Origin of the sequence: Pseudomonas sp. MBLB4123 (assembly GCF_051904775.1) — a bacterium.
Taxonomy (GTDB): domain Bacteria; phylum Pseudomonadota; class Gammaproteobacteria; order Pseudomonadales; family Pseudomonadaceae; genus Aquipseudomonas; species Aquipseudomonas benzenivorans_B.
The window spans coordinates 3,658,443-3,675,325 of record NZ_CP196711.1 but is presented as its reverse complement, the minus strand read 5'-3'; the positions used below and the strand labels follow the sequence as shown (position 1 = coordinate 3,675,325).

Annotated in this window: 18 protein-coding genes; 5 read left to right on the top strand and 13 right to left on the bottom strand. The window is 67.0% G+C overall.

What is annotated here, in order from left to right; translation table 11 throughout:
• Positions 1–16: 16 nt before the first annotated feature.
• The gene (locus ACSX1C_RS16950) at positions 17–496 is read right to left on the bottom strand and encodes an RNA pyrophosphohydrolase (protein WP_318644084.1); all 480 of its coding nucleotides are present in this window, start codon (positions 494–496) and stop codon (positions 17–19) included.
• A 144-nt stretch (positions 497–640) separates the two neighbouring features.
• Between ACSX1C_RS16950 and ACSX1C_RS16945 the strand changes: the two genes are divergently transcribed.
• Complete coding sequence (locus tag ACSX1C_RS16945) at positions 641–1,294, top strand: HAD family hydrolase (protein ID WP_439887116.1); 654 nt, start codon at positions 641–643, stop codon at positions 1,292–1,294.
• A gap of 64 nt (positions 1,295–1,358) precedes the next feature.
• Here the strand turns inward: ACSX1C_RS16945 and ACSX1C_RS16940 are convergent, their stop codons facing one another.
• Positions 1,359–1,799, bottom strand: a complete 441-nt coding sequence (locus ACSX1C_RS16940; RefSeq protein WP_439887115.1) for a DUF2269 family protein — start codon at positions 1,797–1,799, stop codon at positions 1,359–1,361.
• Positions 1,800–1,822: 23 nt separating this feature from the next.
• The gene (ilvA, locus tag ACSX1C_RS16935; RefSeq protein ID WP_439887114.1) at positions 1,823–3,337 is read right to left on the bottom strand and encodes a threonine ammonia-lyase, biosynthetic; all 1,515 of its coding nucleotides are present in this window, start codon (positions 3,335–3,337) and stop codon (positions 1,823–1,825) included.
• 142 nt (positions 3,338–3,479) lie between these two features.
• Here ilvA and rpiA point away from each other — a divergent pair, with 142 nt between their 5' ends.
• The gene (gene rpiA / locus ACSX1C_RS16930; protein WP_439887113.1) at positions 3,480–4,151 is read left to right on the top strand and encodes a ribose-5-phosphate isomerase RpiA; all 672 of its coding nucleotides are present in this window, start codon (positions 3,480–3,482) and stop codon (positions 4,149–4,151) included.
• 38 nt (positions 4,152–4,189) lie between these two features.
• On the opposite strand, the gene ACSX1C_RS16925 is transcribed toward rpiA, so the two are convergent.
• The 3 genes from ACSX1C_RS16925 to ACSX1C_RS16915 form a co-directional block, all read right to left on the bottom strand.
• Positions 4,190–5,101: an SdiA-regulated domain-containing protein gene (locus ACSX1C_RS16925; RefSeq protein WP_439887112.1), complete on the bottom strand. Its 912-nt coding sequence runs from the start codon at positions 5,099–5,101 to the stop codon at positions 4,190–4,192.
• A 103-nt stretch (positions 5,102–5,204) separates the two neighbouring features.
• Positions 5,205–5,870 carry a fumarylacetoacetate hydrolase family protein gene (locus tag ACSX1C_RS16920; protein WP_439887111.1) on the bottom strand — a complete coding sequence of 222 codons (666 nt, stop codon included), beginning with the start codon at positions 5,868–5,870 and terminating at the stop codon, positions 5,205–5,207.
• A 96-nt stretch (positions 5,871–5,966) separates the two neighbouring features.
• Positions 5,967–7,361, bottom strand: a complete 1,395-nt coding sequence (locus tag ACSX1C_RS16915) for an FAD-binding oxidoreductase (protein WP_439887110.1) — start codon at positions 7,359–7,361, stop codon at positions 5,967–5,969.
• Positions 7,362–7,548: 187 nt separating this feature from the next.
• On the opposite strand from ACSX1C_RS16915, the gene serA reads away from it, so the two are divergent.
• On the top strand, positions 7,549–8,778 hold the full coding sequence (gene serA, locus ACSX1C_RS16910) for a phosphoglycerate dehydrogenase (RefSeq protein ID WP_439887109.1): 1,230 nt from the start codon (positions 7,549–7,551) through the stop codon (positions 8,776–8,778).
• Between the two features lie 64 nt (positions 8,779–8,842).
• Here serA and ACSX1C_RS16905 read toward each other — a convergent pair whose 3' ends face one another.
• Both ACSX1C_RS16905 and ACSX1C_RS16900 read right to left on the bottom strand, forming a co-directional pair.
• On the bottom strand, positions 8,843–9,334 hold the full coding sequence (locus ACSX1C_RS16905; protein WP_318644094.1) for a DUF523 domain-containing protein: 492 nt from the start codon (positions 9,332–9,334) through the stop codon (positions 8,843–8,845).
• Between the two features lie 18 nt (positions 9,335–9,352).
• Complete coding sequence (locus tag ACSX1C_RS16900) at positions 9,353–9,970, bottom strand: 2OG-Fe(II) oxygenase (RefSeq protein ID WP_439887108.1); 618 nt, start codon at positions 9,968–9,970, stop codon at positions 9,353–9,355.
• A gap of 89 nt (positions 9,971–10,059) precedes the next feature.
• Between ACSX1C_RS16900 and ACSX1C_RS16895 the strand changes: the two genes are divergently transcribed.
• A complete protein-coding gene (locus tag ACSX1C_RS16895; protein WP_439887107.1) occupies positions 10,060–10,827 on the top strand; it encodes a hypothetical protein in 768 nt (255 codons plus the stop codon).
• Between the two features lie 4 nt (positions 10,828–10,831).
• Here the strand turns inward: ACSX1C_RS16895 and ACSX1C_RS16890 are convergent, their stop codons facing one another.
• Positions 10,832–11,773 carry an alpha/beta hydrolase gene (locus tag ACSX1C_RS16890; RefSeq protein ID WP_439887106.1) on the bottom strand — a complete coding sequence of 314 codons (942 nt, stop codon included), beginning with the start codon at positions 11,771–11,773 and terminating at the stop codon, positions 10,832–10,834.
• Positions 11,774–11,895: 122 nt separating this feature from the next.
• Here ACSX1C_RS16890 and ACSX1C_RS16885 point away from each other — a divergent pair, with 122 nt between their 5' ends.
• Positions 11,896–12,477, top strand: coding sequence for a DUF6436 domain-containing protein (locus tag ACSX1C_RS16885; protein ID WP_439887105.1), 582 nt, complete (start codon positions 11,896–11,898; stop codon positions 12,475–12,477).
• A gap of 83 nt (positions 12,478–12,560) precedes the next feature.
• Here ACSX1C_RS16885 and ACSX1C_RS16880 read toward each other — a convergent pair whose 3' ends face one another.
• From ACSX1C_RS16880 to ACSX1C_RS16865, 4 genes are all read right to left on the bottom strand, one after another.
• Positions 12,561–13,460 carry an ABC transporter permease subunit gene (locus ACSX1C_RS16880; RefSeq protein ID WP_439887104.1) on the bottom strand — a complete coding sequence of 300 codons (900 nt, stop codon included), beginning with the start codon at positions 13,458–13,460 and terminating at the stop codon, positions 12,561–12,563.
• An 82-nt stretch (positions 13,461–13,542) separates the two neighbouring features.
• Positions 13,543–14,424: an ABC transporter permease subunit gene (locus tag ACSX1C_RS16875; protein ID WP_439889436.1), complete on the bottom strand. Its 882-nt coding sequence runs from the start codon at positions 14,422–14,424 to the stop codon at positions 13,543–13,545.
• Between the two features lie 26 nt (positions 14,425–14,450).
• Positions 14,451–15,593: a polyamine ABC transporter ATP-binding protein gene (gene potA, locus ACSX1C_RS16870; RefSeq protein ID WP_439887103.1), complete on the bottom strand. Its 1,143-nt coding sequence runs from the start codon at positions 15,591–15,593 to the stop codon at positions 14,451–14,453.
• 54 nt (positions 15,594–15,647) lie between these two features.
• Positions 15,648–16,742 (bottom strand): polyamine ABC transporter substrate-binding protein, encoded by a 1,095-nt coding sequence (locus ACSX1C_RS16865; protein WP_439887102.1) that lies wholly within the window; start codon positions 16,740–16,742, stop codon positions 15,648–15,650.
• Positions 16,743–16,883 lie beyond the last annotated feature (141 nt).

The following is a 16,883-nucleotide window of genomic DNA, read 5'->3' as shown; positions in this document are numbered from 1 at the left end:
TCGGCTCTAGTCTGTGTCAGTCCCGCGCCAGCAGGCGCGGAGCGAGTTCCTTGAGGGCGCGACGGTAGACCTCGCGCTTGAATGTCACCACCTGGCCCAGCGGATACCAGTAACTGACCCAGCGCCAGCCGTCGAACTCCGGCTTGCCGGTCAGGTCCATGCGCACCTTGTCCTCGGCGCCGGTCAGGCGCAGCAGGAACCACTTCTGTTTCTGCCCGATACACAGCGGCTGGCTGTGGGTGCGCACCAGACGCTGGGGCAGACGATACCGCAACCAGCCACGGGTGCAGGCGAGAATTTTCACATCCTCCTGCTCCAGGCCGACCTCCTCGTTCAACTCGCGGAACAGCGCCTCTTCCGGCGTTTCATGGTCGTTGATCCCGCCCTGCGGGAACTGCCAGGCGTCCTGGTTAATCCGACGCGCCCAAAGCACCTGACCGACATCGTTGGTCAGGATGATGCCGACATTCGGGCGAAAACCATCAGGGTCGATCACGGCGTACAACCTCGTAAACGCATGTTTCGGCATTGTTCCACAAAGCCCGCGACAGCGGCAACGCGGCCGTCCGCCAAGTAGGAATAGCCCGGAAAAGCCGCTATTCTGGCGCCCCTAGGCTTCTGCAAGAGAAAGGTGATCCGCGTGCGCTTGGCCCTATTCGACCTCGATAACACCCTGCTCGGTGGCGACAGCGACCATGCCTGGGGCGATTACCTGTGCGAGCGAGGCATCCTCGATGGGGTGGCCTACAAGGCGCGCAACGATGCCTTCTATGAGGACTACCTGGCCGGCCGCCTGGACATCCGCGACTACCTGAACTTCAGCCTGGAGATACTCGGCCGTAGCGAGATGGCCCAGCTCGAACAATGGCACCGCGAATTCATGCGCGACTGCATCGAGCCGATCATCCTGGCCAAGGGCGAGGCCCTGCTGGCCGAGCACCGTGCCGCCGGCGACCGGCTGCTGATCATCACCGCCACCAACCGCTTCGTCACCGGCCCCATCGCCAAGCGCCTGGGCGTCGACACCCTGCTGGCCACCGAGTGCGAGATGGCCGACGGCCGCTATACCGGACGCACCACCGACGTGCCCTGCTTCAAGGAAGGCAAGGTCACCCGGCTCGATCGCTGGCTCGCGGAAACCGGCCTGAGCCTGGACGACAGCTGCTTCTACAGCGACTCGCTGAACGACCTGCCGCTGCTGGAGCGGGTGACGCGGCCGGTGGCGGTGGACCCCGACGCCAAGCTGCGCGCCGAAGCAGAAAGCCGCGGCTGGCCGATCATCTCGCTGCGCTAGAAAGCGCCCCCGCGTAACGCAGAACGCCGCCCTTCGAGGCGGCGTTCTTGTCTCCAACATTCACTCAAGCCGGCTTGGCGCCCATCAACCCCAGGATCAGCAGCAACACCAGCATGCCCAGCCCGGCGTAGAGCGCGCTCAGGCGCAGCAGCCCGGCGGGGGCCGGCGCCTCCCCCAGGGCCTGCCAGGCCCTCAGGCGCCCGGCCAGCAGCAGGCCGCAGAGCAGCAGCACGACGAACAGCAGGTTGCTGGCCAGCAGCCAGGTCTGCCCCAGCGGCCAGCCGGCCAGGTCGACCAGCCACCAGCCGCTGAGCGGCAGGCTCAAGGCCAGCAGGCCGAGCAGCGGCAGGCTGATCAGGCGGGTACGCCGGAGCTTGCGCTGCAGCACGGCCGCATCGCCGCCGCGGGCGGCCTTCCACAGCATGACCACATGGGCCGGCACGCCGAGCAACAGCAGGATGGCGGGCAGGCCGTGGGCAATCTTCAGCAGTTGATAGGGTTCCATTCACGCCTCCCGTGCGTGCCGGCTCAGCCGAGAAACAGCTTGTAGGCCGGATTGTCGCTCTCGTCCCAGTAGGGGTAGCCGATCTCGTCCAGCGCCGCCGGCACCAGATGGCGCTCGGCCTGGGGCACCTGCAGGCCGGCGACCACCCGGCCGTCGGCGGCGCCGTGGTTGCGGTAGTGGAACATCGAGATGTTCCAGCGCCCGCCGAGGCGCTGCAGGAAGTTGAACAACGCCCCCGGGCGTTCGGGGAACTCGAAGCGCAGCACCACCTCGTCGCTGACCCGCGCGGCATGGCCGCCGACCATGTGGCGGATGTGCAGCTTGGCCAGCTCGTTGTCGGTCAGGTCGACCACCGGGAAGCCCTGCTCGCGCAGGCTGGCCACCAGGGCCGCGCGCGGGTCGCTGTCCGGGTGGGTCTGCACGCCGACGAAGATGTGCGCCTCCTGATCGGTGTGGTAGCGGTAGTTGAACTCGGTGATCTGGCGCTTGCCGATCGCCTCGCAGAAGGCCTTGAAGCTGCCCGGCTGCTCGGGGATGGTCACGGCGATGATGGCCTCGCGCTTCTCGCCCAGCTCGGCGCGCTCGGCCACATGGCGCAGGCGGTCGAAGTTGACGTTGGCGCCCGACTCGATGCCCACCAGCACCTGGCCCGTACAGCCTTCGCGCTCGACGTAGCGCTTGATCCCGGCCACGGCCAGGGCGCCGGCCGGCTCGGTGATCGAGCGGGTGTCGTCGTAGATGTCCTTGATCGCCGCGCAGATCTCGTCGGTGCTGACGGTGATCACCTCGTCGACGTGGTCCTTGCAGATGGCGAAGGTGTGCTCGCCGATCTGCGCCACCGCCACGCCGTCGGCGAACAGCCCGACGCTCGGCAGCACCACCCGCTCGCCGGCGGCCAGGGCGGCCTGCAGGCAGTTGGAGTCGTCCGGCTCGACGCCGATGATCTTGATTTCCGGGCGCAGGTACTTGACGTAGGCGGCGATGCCGGCGATCAGGCCGCCGCCGCCCACCGGGACGAAGATGGCGTCCAGCCGGCCGGGATGCTGACGGAGGATCTCCATGGCCACGGTGCCCTGGCCGGCGATGGTGTGCGGGTCGTCGTAGGGGTGGATATAGATGTAGCCCTTCTCCTCCACCAGCTTCAGCGAATAGGCCAGGGCCTCGGGAAAGCTGTCGCCGTGCAACACCACCCGGCCGCCGCGCGAGCGCACGCCGTTGACCTTGATCTCCGGGGTGGTCTTGGGCATCACGATGGTCGCCTTGACCCCCAGCACCTTGGCCGCCAGCGCCAGGCCCTGGGCGTGGTTGCCGGCCGAGGCGGTGACCACGCCACGGGCCTGCTCCTCTGCACTGAGCTGGGCCAGCTTGTTGTAGGCGCCGCGAATCTTGAAGGAGTACACCGGCTGCAGGTCTTCGCGCTTGAGCAGGATCTGGTTGCCCAGACGCTCGGAGAGCTGGTTGGCGGCTTGCAGGGGGGTTTCCACCGCCACGTCGTAGGCGCGCGAGGTGAGGATCTTCTTGACGTATTGTTCGAGCATGGCGAGTTCGCAGGCGGTTGCGCTAGGGGACCCCGGAGTCTACCCCAGGCCTGCGCCGAGCGACCATACGAATGGCGGGGTTTTGCCGGCGCAAACGGCTATAATTCGCGCCTCCCGACTTCAATCAGGCGCAGAAACCGCGATGACCCAGGATCAACTGAAACAGGCAGTCGCCCAGGCCGCCGTCGACTTCATCCTTCCCCAGCTCGATGCCAAGAGCGTCGTCGGCGTCGGCACCGGCTCCACCGCCAACTGCTTCATCGACGCCCTGGCCCAGCACCGGATGGAATTCGACGGCGCGGTGGCCAGCTCCGAGGCCACCGCCGCGCGCCTCAAGGGCCACGGCATCCCGGTGTACGAGCTGAACGCGGTCAGCGACCTGGAGTTCTACGTCGATGGCGCCGACGAGAGCGACGAGCACCTCAACCTGATCAAGGGCGGCGGCGCCGCCCTGACCCGCGAGAAGATCGTCGCGGCGGTGGCCAAGACCTTCATCTGCATCGCCGATGCCAGCAAGCTGGTGCCGGTGCTCGGCGCCTTCCCGCTGCCGGTGGAGGTGATCCCCATGGCGCGCAGCCACGTGGCCCGCGAGCTGGTCAAGCTGGGCGGCGACCCGGTGTACCGCGAGGGCGTGGTGACCGACAACGGCAACCAGATCCTCGACGTGCACAACCTGTCGATCGTCGATCCGGTCGGGCTGGAGGCGCAGATCAACAACATAGTCGGGGTGGTCACCAACGGCCTGTTCGCCGCCCGCCCGGCCGACCTGCTGCTGCTGGGCACCGCCGAAGGGGTCAAGCGCCTCGCGCGCTGAGCCGCGCCGCCAGGCACCAGCCAAAGCGGTGCGGCGGACTAGCTGTCCGCCGGCCGCTTGAACACGTACAGCAGATTGGGTTCGCCGACTATGTAGATGGCGCCCGCCGCGTCCATGGCTACGCCCTCCGCCTGCTCGATGCCCCGGCCCAGGCCGTTGCGGCCGCCGCCCAGGCTGATGAAGCTGACCGGCTCGCCCTCGCCATCCAGCTCCAGCAGCAGCTGCGACTCGTCGGAGAGCAGCAGCGAATGCCCGGTGCGGGCATCGAAGCTCAGCGAGGAGATGTCGCGCACGAACAGGTTGGGCGCCGGCACGGGCTGCAGGGCGCCGACCGCGCCGTCCTCGCCGGGAAAGGGCAGGCTGAACAGGCCCAGGGGCGAGCGCTCCTTGCCGAGCAGCACGCGCTGGCGGCGCGAGTCCCAGGCGATGCCCTCGAAGCCCTTGTTGCCGGCGTCGGCGAAGCCCAGGTCGACGGCCGGGTAGTCGGCGGCATCGATGCTCAGGGCGTCATCGGGCAGATCGAAGGCGGTCAGCTTGCGCTGGCGCTCGTCGATGATCGCCAGGCGGCCGTCGGCCACCAGCTCGACCCCCTCGGGGTCGGCGAAACCGGTCAGACGGATGCGCCGCAGCACCTCGCCGTCCAGCGACAACTCGACCAGCTGCGGATTCTTGCCGGTGACGGTGAACAGGGTGTCGCTGCCCGGGTGATAGGTCAGCCCGGAGGTCTCGTCATCCTCCAGGCCCGCCAGCGGCTTGCCCTGCAGCACCGCCCGATAGCCCGGCAACCAGATGCTCGCCTGCTGCTCGGCGAGGCTCAGGCCCTGCTGCTTGAACCAGAAGTAGGCGCGCTTGTGCCACTGCAGGTAGTCGATCGACGCCGCCGCCAGGACGACCAGGGCCAACAACAGCAGGCGGCGCGGGGATAACAGGAGGGACAGGGGCTGGGACATCGGACAGGGCTCGGTAACGGACGACCATCAGACTAGCGAAGAGCCTTTAAGGTTCGATTACCGCGATAGAAGGCGCCCGGCGGGCGCCTCGACGCATGAGCCGTTACAGCACCCGGCTGGCGAAGCGCGACTGCCCGGGCAGCTCCAGCACCAGCTCGTCGCCCCGGTGCAGGGGGCCGACGCCGACCGGCGTGCCGGTGAGTACCACATCGCCCGGCTGCAGGCTGAAGTGGCCGCAGATGTGCCGGATCAACGGCAGGATGGGATTGAGCATGTCGCGGCTATTGCCGTCCTGGCGTACCTCGCCGTTGATGGCCAGACGAATGCCGATATCGCCCAGGTCTTCGACGGCATCGCCCGGCACGAAGGGCGCCAGCACGCAGGCGCCGTCGAAGGACTTGGCGATTTCCCAGGGGTAGCCCTGCTCCTTGAGCCGGGCCTGCACCTCGCGCAGGGTCAGGTCCAGGGCCGGGGCGAAGCCGGAGATGGCGTCGCGCACCTCCTCGGTGTCCGGCGTGCGCGACAGCGGCTTGCCGATCAGCACGGCGATCTCCGCCTCGAAGTGCACCGCGCCGCGGTCCGCGGGAATGCCGAAACCCGCCTCCAGGGGCACCACGCAGCTGCCCGGCTTGATGAACAGCAGGGGCTCGCTCGGCACCGGGTTGTTCAGCTCCTTGGCGTGCTCGGCATAGTTGCGGCCGATGCACACCACCTTGCCCAGGGGGAAGTGGATCGGGGTGCCGTCGGTGTATTGGTGTTGATAACTCATGGAGCGATCCTCGACCTGAGGGCGGAAAACCGCTCAGCGTTCCCCACCCGGTGTTCGTCATGGTGGAAAAGACCTGGGTCGATCCCACCCTAGGGGTCAGAGCGGGAAAATTTTCCCGGGGTTCATGATGCCGTTGGGGTCGAACACCGCCTTGATCGCCTTCATATAGCCGATCTCCGCCTCGGAGCGGCTGTAGCCCAGGTAATCGCGCTTGGTCATGCCGACGCCGTGCTCGGCGCTGATCGAGCCGTTGTACTTCTGCACCACCTCGAACACCCACTTGTTCACCGTGGCGCACTTGGCGAAGAACTCGTCCTTGCTCAGCGCGTCCGGCTTGAGGATGTTCAGGTGCAGGTTGCCGTCGCCGATGTGGCCGTACCAGAGCACCTCGAAATCCGGGTAGTTGCTGTTGACCAGGGCATCGATGTCGGCGAGGAAGGCCGGCACCTTGGAGACGGTGACCGAGATGTCGTTCTTGTACGGGGTGAAATGCGAGATGGTCTCGGAGATGTACTCGCGCAGCTTCCACAGGTTCTGCAGCTGCTGTTCGCTCTGGCTCATCACCCCGTCCAGCACCCAGCCCTGCTCGACGCAATGCTCGAAGGTGGCCAGGGCGGCCTCGGCCACTTCCTCGGTGGTCGCCTCGAACTCCAGCAACGCATAGAAGGGCGTGCGGGTCTCGAAGGGCGCCGGCACGTCGCCGCGGTCGAGGATCTTGTCCAGGCAGCGGTCGGAGAAGAACTCGAAGGCGGTCAGGTCGAGCTTGCCCTGGAAGGCATGCAGCACCGGCATGATCGAGTCGAAATCCGGAGTGCCGAGGACCATGGCGGTGAGGTTGCGCGGCGCGCGGTCCAGGCGCATGGTGGCCTCGACGACGAACCCGAGGGTGCCTTCGGCGCCGATAAACAGCTGGCGCAGGTCGTAGCCGGTGGCGTTCTTGATCAGGTCCTTGTTCAGCTCGAGCAGCTCGCCGGTGCCGGTGACGACCTTGAGCCCGGCCACCCAGTTGCGGGTCATGCCGTAGCGAATCACCTTGATCCCGCCGGCATTGGTGGCGATGTTGCCGCCGATCTGGCTGGAACCGGCGGAGGCGAAGTCCACCGGGTAGTACAGCCCCTGGTCTTCGGCGAAGTCCTGCAGCTGCTGGGTGACCACCCCCGGCTGGCAGACCACGGTGCGGTCGAACTCGTTGAAGGCGAGGACCTGGTTCATGTAGTCGAAGGCGACCACCACTTCCCCGTTAGCCGCCACGGCCGCGGCGGACAGCCCGGTACGCCCGCCCGACGGCACCAGGGCGACCCCGTGCCGGTTGGCCCAGCGCACGATGGCCTGGACCTGCTCGATGCTCTTGGGAAAGACGATGGCGCTGGGCGCCGGGGCGAAGTGTTTGGTCCAGTCCTTGCCGTAGGTGGCGAGGGAGTCGGCGTCGGTGAGCACCTTGCCGGGCTCGACCAGGGTCTGCAGTTCTTCGATCAGGGCAGCTGGGGTCATCTAGTGAACTCTCAATCGATTCATGGTCGCCCTGAGAACCATTCAGGTCGTAACCAAGCATGGAAAAAGGAGATCATGCTAGCATACGCACCCCGTGAATCGTGCCCCCGGCACCGATTTGGCGGCTCCGGTCAGCGCTGCCGCTGACGCCTTTCCTGACACTATTTGTGGGACAACAGGTACTCCGATGAGCAAGACCTCTCTCGACAAGAGCAAGATCAAGTTCCTTCTCCTCGAAGGCGTCCACCAGAATGCCGTGGACACCCTGAGGGCCGCCGGCTACACCAACATCGAGTACCACAAGGGCGCCCTGTCAGGCGACGAACTGAAAGAGAAGATCGCCGAGGCCCACTTCATCGGCATCCGCTCGCGCACCCAGCTGACCGCCGAGGTCTTCGACTGCGCGAGCAAGCTGGTGGCGGTCGGCTGTTTCTGCATCGGCACCAACCAGGTCGACCTGCACGCGGCCCGCGAGCGCGGCATCGCGGTGTTCAACGCCCCCTACTCGAACACCCGCTCGGTGGCCGAACTGGTGCTGGCCGAGGCCATCCTGCTGCTGCGCGGCATCCCGGAGAAGAACGCCTCCTGCCACCGCGGCGGCTGGATCAAGAGCGCGGCCAACTCCTTCGAGATCCGCGGCAAGAAGCTCGGCATCGTCGGCTACGGCTCGATCGGCACCCAGCTGTCGGTGCTGGCCGAGGCCATGGGCATGCAGGTGTACTTCTACGACGTGGTGACCAAGCTGCCGCTGGGCAACGCCACGCAGATCGGCAACCTGCACGAATTGCTGGGCATGTGCGACATCGTCTCGCTGCATGTGCCGGAGCTGCCCTCGACCCAGTGGATGATCGGCGAGAAGGAAATCCGCGCCATGAAGAAGGGCGGCATCCTGATCAACGCCGCCCGTGGCACCGTGGTCGAACTGGACCACCTGGCCGCGGCGATCGAGGACGAACACCTGATCGGCGCCGCCATCGACGTGTTCCCGGTCGAGCCCAAGTCCAACGAGGAAGAGTTCGCCAGCCCGCTGCGCGGCCTGGACCGGGTGATCCTGACCCCGCACATCGGCGGCTCCACCGCCGAGGCGCAGGCCAACATCGGCCTGGAAGTGGCGGAGAAGCTGGTCAAGTACAGCGACAACGGCACCTCGGTGTCCTCGGTCAACTTCCCCGAGGTGGCCCTGCCCTCGCACCCGGGCAAGCACCGCCTGCTGCACATCCACGCCAACGTACCGGGGGTGATGAGCGAGATCAACAAGGTGTTCGCCGACAACGGCATCAACATCTCCGGCCAGTTCCTGCAGACCAACGACAAGGTCGGCTACGTGGTGATCGACGTCGACGCCGAGTACTCGGACCTGGCCCTGGAGAAGCTGCAGCACGTGCGCGGCACCATCCGCAGCCGCGTGCTGTTCTAAGCCGCGCCGCGCCACGAAAAAGGGAGGCCATGGGTCTCCCTTTTCGCTTTCGCCGAGCGCTCGCTCAACCCGCCTCCAGTCGGCGCAACGCCGCCTCGGCCTCGGCCAGCTCCTCCTCGCTGAAGATCTGCACACCGGCGCGACGCAGCAGCGCGGCGGTCACCCCCTCGCCGGCGACCCTGCGCCCGCTGAAGCTGCCGTCGTAGTTCTCGCGGTTGCCGCAGGAGGGGCTGCGCGCCTTGAGCAACGCCAGGCGAATCTGGTGCCGCTCGACCAGTGCCAGCGCCTGCTGCGCCCCGGCGAGGAAGGCGGCAGTGAAGTCCTCGCCGTCCACACTGCGCACCGGCAGCAGGCCGTCGAGCACCTGGCCGCCCTGACCACCGGGGATTTCCGCCGGCGGCCGCGGCGTCGGCAAGCCACCGGCCACCTCCGGACACAGGGCCACCACGCGACCCTCGGCCTGCCAGCGCTCGAGCAGCCCGAAGGGGCCGTGGGCGCCGCCGTCGTAGCGCACCGGATGGCCGAGCAGGCAACGGCTGACCAAGATCTTCTGCATCGCTCCTCCTCTACACAGTTACAGCGGATCGGCGCCGCGGCGGCGGAACCATCCGGTCAGCGACAGGCGCTCGCGGCTGGTCGGCAATACCTCGTGGAGCATCTCCGCCGAGAGGAATACCACCAGGCTGCCGGCCTCGGGCGCGATGTCGCGGGTCGAACCGTCCGCCAGGTACAGGCGCAAGGCGCCGCCATGCTCGGGCTGCCAGTCCGAGTTGAGGTAGAGCACCACCGACACCGCGCGACGGTCGTCGTCGCGGAAGCGGTCCAGGTGCTTCTGGTAGAAGGCCCCGGGCGGATAGAGGGCGAAGTGGCTCTCGTAATCCTCCAGGCCCAGGAACAACTCGCGATTGAGGGCCAGGCGCAGCTCGTCGAGCAGCGCCAGGTAGCCGTCGCAGGCCGCCGACTGGCCGGCGTCCAGCCATTCGATGCGATCGCCGCGGATGCCTTCGCGCACCTCCTGGGCCTTGCCGACGCCGGCCGGGGTCAGGGCGCCCCGTGCCGCCCGCCGACGGCACTCATCGGCCAGTTCGAGGGTCAGAGCATTAGGCACGAACAGCGGCCGCAGCGACCAGCCCTGTTCGGCTAGGTCGTCGACTATGTTCGAGAGGGGCAGATCATGGGCGTCGGTAGGCATGCCGGCGATTCTACAGCGTGGCAGGGCGGAGCGCCTCGACAAGCATCGTTCGGCCATTGAAAATAGCCGCCCGCTACCCAGGAGTCAGTATGCGTGTCCTCTGCGTCATCTTGTTGCTGATCTTCAGCCTGCCGAGCCTGGCCGACACCCATCTGCAGCTGTACCAGGCCGCCGGCTGGCCGCAACAACGGGCACACTTCAACGACGCCCTGCGCGCCGCCCAGGAACGCTATCGGCGCACCCTGCCGCCGGCGGTGTACCAGGCCCTGGTGGAGAACAGCAACCGCCGCTTCGACCCGCGGGCGATGGACCAGCGCGCGCAGTTCAGCCTGCGCCAGCAGCTGGCCGACCCGGCGCCGGCGCTGCAGTTCTTTCAGTCGCCGCTGGGACGCAAGGTGGTCGCCGCCGAGCTGCTCGCCACCAGCCGCGAGCAACTGGCGCTGCACGCCGACGGCCTGCCGCGCGGCGAGGCCAGCGCCACCCGACGCCTGCTGATCCGCCACCTGGCCCAGGCCCTGCCGGCCGAGGAAGCCGGCGCCGAGATCAGCCTGGCCCTGGCCGGGGTGGCCGCCGACAGCCTCAGCCAGATGCTCCCCGGGCTACTCGGCGGCGGCGCCGCCCACACCCTGCTGGACAGCCAGCGCCAGCACCTGATCGAGCAGATCGGCGCAGACCTGGACAACACCCTGCTGCACGTCTACCGCGAGCTGTCCGACCCGGAACTGGAGGAGTTCGTCGACTTCGCCCAGTCCACCGCCGGCCAGGCCTATTACCAGGCGGCCCTGGCGGCGGTCCGGGCCGGGCTGGCCGTGGGGCAGAGCGCCGCCGAGCTGGAGCCCGCCCCCCAGGGCATCTGAGCCCTCAGGCAACCCGCTCGCGGAGAAAGTCGAAGTAGCGCTGACGCAAGGCCGGCACCTCATTGGCCAGGTGATGGCGCGCCTCGGGCAGGCACAGGATCTGGGGCGCGGCGAACTTCTCCCGCAGCACCTCGAGGTTATGCCCCCAGTCCACCGTCATGTCCGCCTCGCCCTGGACGATCAGCGGGCTGGCGGCGCTGCGGGGCGCCGCCTCGATCCGCGGCACCCAGCGGGCCAGCGCGGCGAACCAGGCGGTCGGCAGGTTGCGCGGCTGCAAGGGGTCGCGGTTCTGCACGAAATCGATGAATTCGGCGTCGTGGGAGTTTTCGCTGAAACGCCGGGGTATCGCCTTGACGAAGGGGCTGAGCAGGCGATAGCTGAGCTTCGACCAGGCCCAGGCCCGTGGCCGCACCAGCGGAGCCAGGAGGATGCTCTGGCCCACCTCGGGGCGCGGCGCGCCGCTCAGCAGGTAGTCCAGCAGGATCGCCCCGCCGGTGCTCTGCCCGCACAGGTGCCAGGGTTGCGGCAACCCCAGCTGCGCCGCCTCGTCGAGCAGCCCGACCAGCACCTGCTGGTATTCGGCGAAGTCGTCGATGCTGGCCCGGGGGCCGCTGGACAGGCCATGGCCCGGCAGATCGCAGGCGAGCACCGCGAAGTTCATGCCCAGCGCCCAGTCGATCACATGGCGGTACAGCCCCATGTGATCGTAGTAGCCGTGCACCAGCAACAGGGTCGCCCGTGGCTGGGGCGGCGCCCAGAGCTGGGCGGCGATCTGGTAGCCGGCGACCGGGAAACTGCCCAGACGGCTGTCCAGATGGGCATGCTGCCGTCCCAGGTCGATACCGTAGAACGCCCGATAGGCCTGTATCGCCGGCAACTCCAGCGTGCCCGCGGCCAGTGGTCGCAACAGCGGGCGCAGGTGATCGGGGTTGAAAGGCTCTGGCATTAAGGCTCCCTGTGGCCGGACGGAGACGGCGGCGCAGCGGCATTGTGCCGCAGCCGCGCGCAGATGTTCAGCTCAAGTGCGCATCGTGGCAAGCTAGGCGCCCTTTTCGCGATCGCCACGCCATGCCCCGCCCCCGCCGCAAGACCCTGCTCGCCTGCCTGCTCACCCTGGTCGGGGCCGCCGCCCTGTTCAGCGCCGTGCGCTGGTTCGAGGGGCGCTACCTGCGCCCCTTCGACGAACGGGCGGCGCTGTTCTCCGGCGCCGAGCTGCGCCTGCCGGACGAGCTGGCCGGGCCCGGGCCGATTCGCCTGGTGCACTTCTGGGACCCGGCCTGCCCCTGCAACGTCGGCAACCAGCAGCACCTGGGCGAGCTGATCGACCAGTTCGCCCCCCGCGGCGTGGCCTTCTACGCGGTGCAGAAGGCCGGCAGCCGAGGTCGGCTGCCGGCCGGCCTGGAGAAGCTGCAGGCGCTGCCGACACTGCCCGGGGTCGCGCACATACCGGCCAGCCCGGCGGTTGCCATCTGGGACCGCAGCGGCCGCCTGGCCTACTTCGGCCCCTACAGCGAAGGCCTGACCTGCAACGCGAGCAACAGCTTCATCGAGCCCATCCTCGAGGCCCTGGCCGCCGGGCGCGCGGTCGATGCCAGCAATACCCTGGCGGTGGGCTGCTTCTGCGACTGGTCCGACGCGCCAGCGCCGTGAGCCGGCCGCAGCGGCCGCCCGGCCCCAAAGAAAAAGGGCCACCACAGTGACCCTTTTCCCTCTCTCGTGAAGGCCCCGCCCCGCTAGGCCACCGCCGCTTGCTGCGACGGATCGCGCCGGCCGTCCGGGCCTTTCTGCTGGCTGGCACCGGTGGTTTCGTCCATGGCCTGCTGGATGGCGCGCTTGCGCCGCTCCTCGGCACGCCGGGCGAAGAACCAGACCATGAAGGTGACCAGCGACACCGCCAGCAGGATCAGGCTGGCCACGGCGTTGATCTCCGGCTTCACCCCCAGGCGCACGGCGGAGAAGATCTCCATCGGCAGGGTGGTGGAGCCGGGACCGGAGACGAAGCTGGCCAGCACCAGGTCGTCCAGCGACAGGGCGAAGGACATCATGCCGCCAGCCGCCAGGGACGGCGCGATCATCGGCACCGTGATCAGGAAGAACACCTTCCAGGGCTTGGCGCCCAGGTCCATGGCCGCCTCCTCGATGGACAGGTCCAGCTCGCGCAGACGCGACGACACCACCACCGACACATAGGCGGTGCAGAAGGTGGTGTGGGCGATCCAGATGGTCAGCAGGCCGCGCTCGGCGGGCCAGCCGATCAGCTGGGCCATGGCCACGAACAGCAGCAGCAGCGACAGACCGGTGATCACCTCGGGCATCACCAGGGGCGCTGTGACCAGGCCGCCGAACAGGGTGCGCCCCTTGAAGCGGGTCACCCGGGTCAGCACGAAGGCCGCCAGGGTCCCGAGCGCAACGGCGGCGATGGCCGTATACAGGGCGATCTCCAGGGAGCGCATCACCGCATTCATCAGCTGGGTGTTGTCGAGCAGGCCGACGTACCACTTCACCGACCAGCCGCCCCATACCGTGACCAGGCGCGAGCCGTTGAACGAGTAGATCACCAGAATGACCATCGGCAGGTAGATGAACACCAGCCCGGCCCAGAGCATGAGGGTGGAGAAATTCAGGCGCTTCATACGCGACCCTCCATTTCCTTCGCTCGGTTCCAGGTTGGAAGCCGGTTGAACAGGATGCTTGGCGCAGTATCAGAGAGCTTCTTCATACCCTGCCCTCCATCTCTTTGGCTTGGTTACGGTTGAACAGGATGATCGGGATGATCAGGATCGCCAGCATCACCACCGCCAGGGAGGCCGCCACCGGCCAGTCGCGGTTGTTGAAGAACTCCTGCCACAGCACCTTGCCGATCATCAGGGTCTCCGGCCCGCCGAGCAGCTCGGGGATGACGAACTCGCCGACCACCGGGATGAACACCAGCATGCAGCCGGCGATGATGCCGTTCTTCGACAGCGGCACGGTGATCTTCCAGAAGCTGTTGAAGTTGCTCGAGCCGAGGTCCGCCGCCGCCTCCAGCAGGCTCTGGTCGTGCTTGACCAGGTTGGCGTAGAGCGGCAGGACCATGAACGGCAGGTAGGAGTAGACGATGCCGATGTACACCGCGACGTTGGTGTTGAGGATGCGCACCGGCGTGTCGATCAGGCCCAGGCTCAGCAGCAGGCTGTTGAGCAGGCCGTTGCTGCTGAGGATGCCCATCCAGGCATAGACGCGGATCAGGATCGCGGTCCAGGTCGGCATCATGATCAGCAACAGGAACACCGTCTGCATTTCCTTGGGCGCGCGAGCGATGGCGTAGGCCATCGGATAGCCGATCAGCAGGCACAGCAGGGTGCTGAAGAAGGCCATCTGCAACGAGCCGAGGTAGGCGGCCAGGTACAGCTCGTCCTCGCTGAGGAAGATGTAGTTGCCCAGGTTGATCACCAGCGACAGCTGGTTGTCGGCCCAGGCGTAGATCTCCGTATAGGGCGGGATGGCCAGGTCGGCTTCGGCGAAGCTGATCTTCAGCACGATGGCGAAGGGCAGCAGGAAGAACAGGAACAGCCAGACGAAGGGCACGCCTATGACGAAGTGGCGGCCCTTGGGCAGCCGACGGTTGATGCTTCGGGAAATGTTCATGAGCGCAACGCCACCCCGCTGTCGTCCTCCCACCAGACGAAGACCTCGTCGTCCCAGGTCGGCCGCGCGCCGCGGCGCTCGGCATTGGCGACGAAGGACTGGACGATCTTGCCGCTGGGCAGCTGCACGTGGAACACCGAGTGACCGCCCAGGTAGGCGATGTCGTGCACGGTGCCACGCGACCAGTTGTGCTCGCAGGTCGGCTGCTCGGTGGTGACCAGCAGCTTCTCCGGGCGAATGGCGTAGGTGATGCTCTTGTCCTGCACCGAGGTGCTGACGCCGTGGCCGACGAAGATGTTGCGCTCCAGGTCCGGGCTGTCGATCAGCGCATGGCCCTCCATGTCCTCGACCACCTGGCCGTCGAACAGGTTGACGTTGCCGATGAACTCGCAGACCAGGCGGCTGGTGGGCGTCTCGTAGATGTCCACCGGGCTGCCGATCTGGGCGATCCAGCCCAAGTGCATGATGGCGATGCGCTGGGCCATGGTCATGGCCTCTTCCTGGTCGTGGGTCACCATCACGCAGGTCACCCCGACCCGCTCGATGATCTCCACCAGTTCCAGCTGCATCTGCGAGCGCAGCTTCTTGTCCAGGGCGCCCATGGGCTCGTCGAGCAGCAGCAGCTTGGGTCGCTTGGCCAGCGAACGGGCCAGGGCCACGCGCTGGCGCTGGCCGCCGGAGAGCTGGTGCGGCTTGCGCCTGGCGTACTGGGTCATGTGCACCAGCTTGAGCATCTCCTCGACCCGGGCGTCGATCTCGGCCTTGGCCATGCGGTCCTGCTTGAGGCCGAAGGCGATGTTGTCGGCCACGCTCATGTGCGGGAACAGCGCGTAGGACTGGAACATCATGTTGATCGGCCGCTCGTAGGGCGGCATGTCGGTGATGTCCTCGCCGTCGAGGAAGATGCGCCCCTCGGTGGGCCGCTCGAAGCCGGCGAGCATGCGCAGCAGGGTCGACTTGCCGGAGCCGGAGCCGCCGAGCAGGGCGAAGATCTCGCCCTTGTTGATGGTCAGCGAGACGTCGTCGACGGCGACCGTCTCGTCGAACTTCTTGGTCACCCGTTCGATCTTGACCAGTACCTCTTTGGGCTGCTGATCGCCCTCGAGGACCTTCTTATAGGCACTAGAAGCAACTGCCATTACCAAAACTCCCGGAAAATAGCGCCCAACCCCTGCGGCCGGGCGTTTGAATTTTTACTGGCCTGATTTGACCTTGGTCCAGCTACGGGTCATCAGCCTTTGCACCTTGGTCGGCAGCTCCGCCGAGATATACAACCTGTCCAAAACCGCTTGCGGCGGGTACACCGCCTCGTCGTTGCGTACGTCCTGATCCATCAACTCACCGGCCTTGGTATTGGGATTGGCGTAACCGACGTAATCGCTGATCCCGGCTATCACCGCCGGCTCCAGCAGGTAGTTGATGAAGGCGTGGGCCTCCTCGACGTTGCCGGCATCGGCGGGGATGGCGAGCATGTCGAACCACAGGTTGGCGCCCTCCTTGGGGATCGCGTAGCGGATCTCGATGCCCCGGCCGGCCTCCTCGGCGCGGTCGGCGGCCTGCAGCATGTCGCCGGAGAAGCCCACGGCCACACAGATGTTGCCGTTGGCCAGGTCGCCGATGTACTTGGAGGAGTGGAAGTAGGTGACGTAGGGGCGCACGGCCAGCAGCTTGGCCTCGGCGGCCTGGTAGTCGGCGCGCTCGGTGCTGTTGGGGTCCAGGCCCAGGTAGTTGAGCACCGCCGGGATCATCTCGTCGGCCGAATCGAGGAAGGCCACGCCGCAGCCCTTGAGCTTCTGCATGTTCTCCGGTTCGAAGACCGTGGCCCAGGAGTCGATCTTGTCGACGCCGAGCACCGCCTTGACCTTCTCGACGTTGTAGCCGATGCCGTTGGTGCCCCACAGGTAGGGCACCGAATACTGATTGCCCGGATCGTTGCGCTGCAGCTGTTTGAGCAGCGCCGGGTCGAGGTTGTCCCAGTTCGGCAGCAGGCTGCGGTCGAGCTTCTGGAAGGCGCCGGCCTTGATCTGCTTGCCGAGGAAATGGTTGGACGGCACCACCAGGTCGTAGCCGGAGCGGCCGGCCAGCAGTTTGCCTTCCAGGGTCTCGTTGGAATCGAAGACGTCGTACACCGGTTTGATCCCGCTGGCCTGCTCGAAGTCGGCCAGGGTGGTTTCGCCGATGTAGTCGCTCCAGTTGTAGATATGGACGGTTCCTGCCGCCTGGGCCAGGGTCGTCAGGCCGAGGGTCAGGGCGCCTGTGGCGAGGGTCTTGCCGAGGGAAATGCGCATGCGTAGGTCCTCTTTCATCAGCGGCCCATGGGCAAAAGGGCCGGCACTTTATCGGAAAAGACTGCGGCTGTTGAGCGGCTTAGGGCCAGCCAACGGCCATGACCCGGCGCAGCCAGGCGGCGGACAGTCCGGCGCGTGAAC

Coding starts and splice junctions, on each gene's coding strand:
- ACSX1C_RS16940 (WP_439887115.1), bottom strand. CDS start 1,799: ATGGAACCCTATCAACTGCTGAAGATTGCCCACGGCCTGCCCGCCATC.
- ilvA (WP_439887114.1), bottom strand. CDS start 3,337: ATGCTCGAACAATACGTCAAGAAGATCCTCACCTCGCGCGCCTACGAC.
- rpiA (WP_439887113.1), top strand. CDS start 3,480: ATGACCCAGGATCAACTGAAACAGGCAGTCGCCCAGGCCGCCGTCGAC.
- ACSX1C_RS16925 (WP_439887112.1), bottom strand. CDS start 5,101: ATGTCCCAGCCCCTGTCCCTCCTGTTATCCCCGCGCCGCCTGCTGTTG.
- ACSX1C_RS16920 (WP_439887111.1), bottom strand. CDS start 5,870: ATGAGTTATCAACACCAATACACCGACGGCACCCCGATCCACTTCCCC.
- ACSX1C_RS16915 (WP_439887110.1), bottom strand. CDS start 7,361: ATGACCCCAGCTGCCCTGATCGAAGAACTGCAGACCCTGGTCGAGCCC.
- serA (WP_439887109.1), top strand. CDS start 7,549: ATGAGCAAGACCTCTCTCGACAAGAGCAAGATCAAGTTCCTTCTCCTC.
- ACSX1C_RS16905 (WP_318644094.1), bottom strand. CDS start 9,334: ATGCAGAAGATCTTGGTCAGCCGTTGCCTGCTCGGCCATCCGGTGCGC.
- ACSX1C_RS16900 (WP_439887108.1), bottom strand. CDS start 9,970: ATGCCTACCGACGCCCATGATCTGCCCCTCTCGAACATAGTCGACGAC.
- ACSX1C_RS16895 (WP_439887107.1), top strand. CDS start 10,060: ATGCGTGTCCTCTGCGTCATCTTGTTGCTGATCTTCAGCCTGCCGAGC.
- ACSX1C_RS16890 (WP_439887106.1), bottom strand. CDS start 11,773: ATGCCAGAGCCTTTCAACCCCGATCACCTGCGCCCGCTGTTGCGACCA.
- ACSX1C_RS16885 (WP_439887105.1), top strand. CDS start 11,896: ATGCCCCGCCCCCGCCGCAAGACCCTGCTCGCCTGCCTGCTCACCCTG.
- ACSX1C_RS16880 (WP_439887104.1), bottom strand. CDS start 13,460: ATGAAGCGCCTGAATTTCTCCACCCTCATGCTCTGGGCCGGGCTGGTG.
- potA (WP_439887103.1), bottom strand. CDS start 15,593: ATGGCAGTTGCTTCTAGTGCCTATAAGAAGGTCCTCGAGGGCGATCAG.
- ACSX1C_RS16865 (WP_439887102.1), bottom strand. CDS start 16,742: ATGCGCATTTCCCTCGGCAAGACCCTCGCCACAGGCGCCCTGACCCTC.